Source organism: Cellvibrio mixtus subsp. mixtus J3-8 (assembly GCF_000766945.1).
Classification (GTDB): domain Bacteria; phylum Pseudomonadota; class Gammaproteobacteria; order Pseudomonadales; family Cellvibrionaceae; genus Cellvibrio; species Cellvibrio mixtus_A.
Map to the genome: position 1 here is coordinate 227,537 of NZ_KN266213.1, position 5,943 is coordinate 233,479.

Consider the following 5,943-nt stretch of genomic DNA (forward strand, 5'->3'; position numbering starts at 1 on the left):
GGGGTTATCCAGACGCTCACCCGGAATTACCGGGGTGCTGGAGCTGGAGCGGGATGAGGTAGTCGCTACGCTGCTTGAGCTGCGCGAGGTTGTTGGTGCACTGGTAGAGCTGCGCGAAATCGATGTGAATACAACAACACTGCTTGAGGTTGCCGCAATGCTGCTTGGACGCGAGCTGGATGTCGATGTCACTGGCACACTTGAACTGCTTGGGCGCGAACTTGAAGTAGCACTTGAGCTGGTGCGAGGCACAGTAGCTAAAGCCTCCGCCACACCCTGGTAAGCAGATTTTTTCTGCAAGCTATCGTTAAACAGCAGCGGCCAATCCGGCAGGTTTTGATGGGTGTAGAACCAGCTATCCGGATCTGCGATTCCCCACACAACAACACCGCCGCGACGCGCAGGCGGAACTATATCCAGATACGCCTGGATAATTTCTTTGTAGCGCGCTTTTTGACGATCCAGCCCTGCACAAGACACCGCACAATCGCTGCGGTTTTTGTAATCATTATTGGAATTGCCATCGTAAGGGTTGTTCAAACGTACATCCAATTCAGAAATTTTGATTTTGAGTGTCGGACTCAAATCAACAATTTTTTGCAAAGATGCGCGAATGTTGGCGATAGATGGATAATCATTCATCACATGCATTTGGAAACCAACGCCATCAATCGGTACACCGTTAGTTAACAAGCGCTGTACCAGATTAACTAATGCTGTGGTTTTGGTTCCATTTTCTTCCGTGTTGAAATCGTTGTAATACAGCTCTGCTGAAGGATCAGCTGCGCGCGCGCGACGGAACGCTTCATCGATAAAACCAGGGCCGGCATATTGGCGATAAAACACAGATTGACGGTAACCATTGGCAGAACCACGGCCATCATCATCCGCTGCATCAAATAACGCTTCATTCACAACATCCCAACTTTTTACCTTGCCAGCAAAATGCGCGGCAACAGTGTCGATGTGACGAGCATAATCACTACGGAAATTCGCGTTGCTATCCGTTGCCCAGGTTGGCAATTGATAGCTCGGATGCCATACCAACGCATGGCCGTGCAATGATTTACCATTGCTTGCTGCCCAATTGGCCAAACGATCTGCATTCGTGAACGAGAAATTGCTACCGGAATACATGTAACTCATTTTCATAATATTTTCGGCAACGATTTGGCTGAACTCTTCACGCACAATATTCTGGCGAGCAGTGTTAGTGAAAATGTCAGCGGCACCACTTCCCGCTGCAACAGCAACACCAATCGGGAAATCAACCAGGCTGGACAAACCGGTACCGACAGGCACTTCAGGTTCTTCATCTACGTCACCGGCAACGGAGAAATTATCAACAAAGAAACTGACATTTACCGAACCATCAACTGACTCAACAATAAATGATTCAAACGGAGTGGAGCCGCCCGGAGTGTAAGTGCCGCTCAACAAAGTCCAACCATCTGCAGTCACTTGTGCACTCGCAATTTCCGTATATTCGTTGTAGGTAGCAGTATCTGCATCATCAACAAGTTTGCCGGTGATTTTAATAGTCTCTGGCAACTCTCCCGGAGCCAGTTTCACCCAGGCTGCAACTTCATAGCTATTGCCCGCCGTTAACCTGGTTACATTAAATGTTGCACCGTGCCAATAAGCAGTTCTTCCACTGACGAACAAGCTGGCATTACCCGCATAACGATCCGCAGTACTGCGAACAATTGTTGCATTGCCACGAGTGCCCCAATTGGTAGTGCCATTTTCCACATCGCCGTTCACCGCAATATTGTTTGCAATTGCAGAACTAACCGAGCTGGAAGAACGCGAGCTGCTCGAAGATGTCGCAATTGAAGACGATGAATTCACAGAAGACACCGATGACGAACGGGAAGACGGCGCTACTGATGAAGGTACTGATGATGAAGAGGGAATCGATGAAGAGGAAGGAATAGAAGATGCCGAAGAAGAACCCGGGCGACTGCTACTTGATAAAACAACTTGTGAGCTGCTACCACCAACAATTCCCCAGGGCGCAGGTTGCGAAGCACAGGTCGAACGTGAAATACAACTTTTGTTGTTTTCATAGCCCCACCCGCTTTGGGTACTTACGCATAACGGATAAATGGTTCCGTACCAATTACATTGCTGTGCATTCACAGCACTTGAAGCAACAGAACTGCTAATTGCAGCAGACGAAGAACTCCTCACACTACTCACAGGTGTAGATGATGTAGTACCACCACAAACATTACCTGTAATTGTCGGCCGCTCTGCACTGCCACCGCGTTTATCCACCTGAAAACCAAATTGAACACTTTGGCCAGGCTGGATAGCGCCGTTCCAGCTTATATTGCTGGCAGTGTATGGATTGTTACCAGAGACATTGGCATTCCATGAACTGGACAAACGATTGGTGGCGTATTGCCAACCTACTGTCCAGCCATTGATTGCAGTGGTGCTGGTATTGGTAATGGTAATAGCGGCTGTCGCACCGGTATTCCATTCATTGCTAATGCTGTAACTACAATTTGCTGACTGTGCCAATGTTGGTTGTGCTAAAAGACCCGCACTTGCCATTGCAACAACACCCAGCATCTTTCTATTAAATAAAGATTGCATGGTTATAATCCCGCTGTGAAAGTGAAAAATTTTTTTATATTTACTTCCGTGAAGTGACAACTCCGGTGTATTGACCTTTTTAAAAAAATAAGGGTTTTAAAACTATAAAATCACTGCACTCATTTAAGTGCAGTGATTATTTATCGTTCCCACGATGTAACTATTGCGTCAGATTACGGCTGGCAAACACTTCCACTTAACACAGGAATCTGTGCCGACGAACTCCCCTTACTGCCCTGCACGCCGAACTCTATGGTTTGACCTGGAGGAATCGTGCCATTCCAACTTAAATTGGTTGCCGAGTAAGGATTACTACCGCTAAGTGTGGCGTTCCAGCTACTGGTAATACGGCTGCCATCGGTGAAATTCCAATTCAAAACCCAACCATTAATTACGCTAGTCCCATTATTTTTAATTCGAATCGCCGCTGTGAAGCCGGTATTCCATTCATTGCTAATCACATATTGACAATTGGCAACGGCGATCGCCGATGAAGAGCTGCTTCTGCTGCTGGATAAAACGGAACTGGAAACTGAACTTCTGATAGCACTACTGGATGAACGTGATGAAGTTGAATTAACAGAGCTGGTTGTAGCAATACTACTGGCACTACTTGTTGATACTGAACTCGGTGTAACTACCACAATACCAAAAGGTGCAGGTTGCGCCGCGCACGTAGTACGTGAAATACAACTCTTGTTATTTTCATAACCCCAACCGTTTGTTGTGGTTACGCACAATGGATACAAAGTACCGTACCAATTACATTGCTGGCCACTCACAACAGAACTGGATGAACGCGAAGAAGCTACGCTGCTTGATGATGAACTTGTAGCAATACTGCTGCGTGATGACGAGCCGGGAACAATGCTGCTACGCGATGATGAACTGCGAATAACACTGCTGCTTGAGAATGAGCTCGATGAATTTGTTTGCGTTGTGCCACCGGCATATTCGTTAGCAAACCCAAGCAACCACGCATAAGGTGCATTCCAGTTAATCGTAATTTCATTGGTCGACCAGGCATCGATGCTATCAATCCAGCAAGTTGCCGGTCTGCTTGTACAACCACTCAAACGGCTGGCAGAAACATCATCTTCCAAACCGGCATTAGGTCCACCGGATAAGGCACCTGGTGGAGCCCAGGGATAATTCGCATTCAATGCGCCGGCCCAAAAACGATGGTGAGGTTGCGTCACAGTTTTGGTACCCGCACCGGTTACGAACGAAGTCGATAAGGTATTGCGGCCTAATAAATAATCCAGGCCTTTAATAACACCCTCGGCATAAATTGCATTGCCAGTGAAATCATAAGCGAGCCCGACCAACATTAATTTATTAGTTACACCGCTATTGGAACCCCAATAAAATTCTTTATTGGATAAAGGCACCAGGTAACCGGATTGGTTTTGCGTTACCAAATGGATATCAGCAATGCTGATAATTTTTTGTTGCGCCGCAGTGCGCAAAGCAGATGTATGTTCTGTTGGCACCAATGCGAGCGACATCAGACCCGGCAATTCTGTATCCGCCCAATTAAAATCAGTGCGCGTAATGGTGTAATTATTAATGGTAGAAAGATATTTACTATTACCGGTGGTGATATATAACTCTGCAGCAGCCCAATAAAAATCATCAGCAACCGTTTTATCACCGTAACCGCCGCCGCCATTATCGTAAGCACCGGAATAAATATCAGCGGGATTTGCCTGCGCAGCAGTCCATGCCCGCTCTGCAGCGGTTAAACAAGTTGCAGCAAAGGCAGCATCAATATTTTTCCAGATACGCGCACATTGTGCGCCGGTAGCAGCAACATTTAATGTGGCTGCTGTGCTGGGCGGGACTAATGCGCGTTGCTGTCCATCTTCATGGGGGGCAAGCGGCAAACCAGTCCAACCTACATCGTGAACCTTGTGATGAACCATGCCGGCTTTCACCTGGCCGGCAGGCACTTGCATCGCCAGTAAAAATTCCAGTTGCCAGCGCGCTTCGTCCAGCAAATCAGAAACACCATTGCCGCTTTCAGGAATATTTAATGAATTGTCAACTAGCGCATTGGATAATTTAAATGCACCAACAGTAGAAATATCTTTATTGGAATACACACTGCGTTCATGCATATTCAACAAAGTCCACACTGAAATACCGCCGTTGACAACATACTTTCCGTGATCACCGGCGTCGTACCAACCTTTGGTAACATTCAATGAATAATTGCATGTACCCGTCCAACACGGGACATTATTATCACCTTTATTGGCACCGGCATTAAGATGGCCTGCTGGTCGTGCCCATTTACTATTTGCAGCGTAAGATCCACCAGCGGTGTAAGGAATTTCAATCGCAATACCACTGCGGTTATGATAAAAATATTTCAGTGCATCATAAAATGCCCCGTTCAATGCCGTGGTAGAAATACGAAATGGGTAGCTGGTATCTGCCCCCACTTTTAATACCAATCCATCGCCATTTGCGATAACAGATGTTAAATCAATACGGTGAACATTATCACCGGAAGCACCATCAATTCCGTAAGGTGCAGTAAGGCCCGACGCAACCACCACGCCATTTTGTGTTAATTGCCAGGATTGCGCACTACTATTCGACGTTTTGTAAACCGCTATTTTTGGACTGTTAGGAAAATAGCCAATCTGGTTTACACGTGGATTGCCTTCTTCGGCCCGCACATTAATTGCCGAAGCCATCAATATTGCGCTCATTAGCGCAGTTAATTTTTTTAAACCATAAACAGACGTGCGCGAGGATATTTTTTTCTTCATACATTAATCCCTCATTAAAAGAGAATGGAATGAAAGCTACTCCATTACCGTACTAAATTCGGACACTAATTCGAATAAGGATTGCGTGCAGATTCATTACCAGTGCTGATGGTTCTTGCCACACACCGATTAATTTTAATAATTGATTATTCATTCATTGGAATTTGTAAAAATCCGGCCATCACATAGTGAGGGCCGGCAAAGTCACAGTTGTTTCAGGGGTAACACGCGAAATCAGATAAAAATGTGAGCGTGAAAATTTTTCCTATCTGATTCCATTTCACAAAGCAGTCGTCCGTGACCAAGGCATCTCTCCAAATGCCTGTCCTGGCTCACTCTCACGCGTTGCTTAATCCAATGGCGGATAAGCGTTATTCAACAGTACCTGGAAGCCTTCTTTAAACCAGCGGCCAGCAACTGGGGCATTAGGCAACGACCCGGTCGTGGTTCCCGCTGCATTGGTGTACGTTGGATCACAGTTGCGATCAAAGCCTTTCGCAGGATCCTGTGGATCATAGGAAAGTTCTTTTGATGCAGCACCATCCGACTCACCCGGTGG

2 protein-coding genes and 1 pseudogene are annotated in these 5,943 nt (G+C 46.4%); all 3 read right to left on the bottom strand.

The genetic code is table 11. The features are described from left to right. The coding region (locus tag A596_RS22340; protein WP_052417702.1) for an endo-1,4-beta-xylanase at positions 1-2,604 on the bottom strand (2,604 nt) is incomplete at its 3' end. A gap of 173 nt (positions 2,605-2,777) precedes the next feature. Beyond that, the gene (locus A596_RS19320) at positions 2,778-5,384 is read right to left on the bottom strand and encodes a glycoside hydrolase family 9 protein (RefSeq protein ID WP_039917860.1); all 2,607 of its coding nucleotides are present in this window, start codon (positions 5,382-5,384) and stop codon (positions 2,778-2,780) included. A gap of 349 nt (positions 5,385-5,733) precedes the next feature. Further along, positions 5,734-5,943, bottom strand: a pseudogene (locus A596_RS23620) (hypothetical protein); the annotation flags it as partial.

Bases quoted from the DNA above. Each gene is read 5' to 3' on its own strand.
- A596_RS19320 (WP_039917860.1), bottom strand. From the start codon at position 5,384: ATGAAGAAAAAAATATCCTCGCGCACGTCTGTTTATGGTTTAAAAAAA.